Origin of the sequence: Moorena sp. SIO3B2 (genome assembly GCF_010692525.1) — a bacterium.
In the GTDB taxonomy this organism is placed as follows: Bacteria; Cyanobacteriota; Cyanobacteriia; order Cyanobacteriales; family Coleofasciculaceae; genus Moorena; species Moorena producens.
In genome coordinates this window covers 24162-26099 of sequence record NZ_JAAHHE010000077.1, presented here as the reverse complement: position 1 = coordinate 26099, position 1938 = coordinate 24162, and the positions used below count along the sequence as shown (strand labels likewise).

The following is a 1938-nucleotide window of genomic DNA, read 5'->3' as shown; positions in this document are numbered from 1 at the left end:
GCTCCAACCAAGAGTAATGTTTTTGCTTCGCATAATAAGTTGCACAATTCCCTAGGCTATTAGCATTCTCGCATTGGAACAACCAAAAGGCTTTTTCCTCCTCTGAAAAACTAGCTTTGACTGGAATGGTCTTGTACACTTGTCATCACCTCCTTGTTTTTTTATATACTCTTAGTAGAGAGGTTGGTTCTGAAGATGTCAACAATAAATGAGTGGAAAACCAGAAAAAGAATGCGGGGAGTACCCGTACATCATTATGAATTGAAGAAGCCCCATACCGTTTGGCTAACTGGGACTACTTGGAAGTGGCTTCAATTATCAGCTAGAGAATCAAATACCAGTGTGGGAGAACTTGTATAAAAAATTATTAGATCTGAAATAAAGAAAGACGCTTAGAGACACGACTGGGTCAACCCAGTCTCTCTGTTTCACCCTCGGTCTAAAGACACAAGGCTCTCACATTTCAAGAAGTTTTGGTAGACCACAGCGCTGGTGAGTAGGCGCAGAGACTTAACATTAGGCATCGGGAAACTATTGCTATTCTCGCCAGTTTTTTTCTTAGATGCCACCATGCTCAAGGTCTGGCGCTCTTTAAATGAGCGATAATTTTCTACGCTGAACTCAACTAGCATCACTAGGGTCTCCCATGCTGACTTAGGGATTATCCATTAACTTTCGTCAATGGTAAACAATGGTAAAGGAATGATTTAGTTGATTATAGGAAGCTAGTTAGTAGAATGCGATCGCATTCGTTCCTAGTAATACCAATTACACAAAATATTGGTACACCTTAATCCCCTATATCACCGCCTTACATTATCAGTTTATCACCTTATGACCTAATTCCCGTATCCTCTGTAGCAAAAAGAAATAAAATTGTTATCATTTAGGTTGTAGGGTGGGCAAAAACAGTTTATTTTTTTTTAGTATTAATGATTATCTTAATTTGCCCACCCTACTTGAATTGGTATTTATTTGACTTTTATGGTGGACAAAAACTGTTGGATTATTCTGAATACTCTAGATTATCTTACTTTGCCCACCCTACTTGAATTGGTATTTATTTGACTTTTATGGTGGGCAAAAACTGTTGGATTATTCTGAATACTCTAGATTATCTTACTTTGCCCACCCTACTTGAATTCCTAAAAAGGAAGCTCATCATCCATTCCTATTCTCAGTTTATTCCCTGATTTGTTAGGTAATTCAATCACACCCGCTATCAACTTCCAACAAGGATCATCATCTTTTTTCCAATAATCAGGTCGCCAAGGCATGCTGAGACTAACCGTAACCAAACACTGATTTTGTGGTCGATAGCCTAACTCTAAATGCCTAACAAATACGGGGTCAGTAATCGTAGCAGTCAATTCTTGTCCACAATCTGTTACCAGTGAACCTTCCCATTTTTCTACACCCTTATCTCTGACACCAATAGGTTGAACCAAGAACTCCACAGCTTTCACCAGTTGTAGTGTACAGCGTTGCTCTACCGGTAATGACTGCAAGAAATTCACGGTTACATAGCGCTCATTATTATGGAGAATGTATTTTTCCCGGCTGCAAAACTTATTGAGATATCCAGCGGGAACTTGTCCTACTCGTCGCCATTGTCCTGGTAATACCAAAAGATTTTCATACTCAAAGCCAAAGTCGGGTCCAGTTTTAGCCAAAGGAATATCTAAAATATCCAGTAAAGTTGGTTCCCTTCCCGCAATCTGACGCATTGGTTTCGGAATGCGACCATCCGGTAAATCAGATACAGGACGAATCCATTGACGTTTAAGGGAATTAATTCCAGCGATACATCTCTCGCCACGCTTCCAGGAGTTAGCCAAGCAAATAATCTGAGTCATGCTGCTATCTAATCCCAAGTAAGGTTAGTTTAGACGTAAGCATTCAGCGGTCAGCGGTCAGTGGTCAGTGGTCAGCGGTCAG

Annotated in this window: 2 protein-coding genes and 1 pseudogene; all 3 read right to left on the bottom strand. The window is 40.2% G+C overall.

Annotated elements, in window-relative coordinates; genetic code table 11:
* Window positions 1-139 (bottom strand): annotated as a pseudogene (locus F6K38_RS17925) (RNA-guided endonuclease TnpB family protein); the annotation flags it as partial.
* A gap of 289 nt (window positions 140-428) precedes the next feature.
* Window positions 429-632: a hypothetical protein gene (locus tag F6K38_RS17920; RefSeq protein ID WP_044492370.1), complete on the bottom strand. Its 204-nt coding sequence runs from the start codon at window positions 630-632 to the stop codon at window positions 429-431.
* Between the two features lie 513 nt (window positions 633-1145).
* Entirely contained in the window at window positions 1146-1856 is a 711-nt protein-coding gene (locus tag F6K38_RS17915) for a dual OB domain-containing protein (RefSeq protein ID WP_287357069.1), read from the bottom strand.
* Window positions 1857-1938 lie beyond the last annotated feature (82 nt).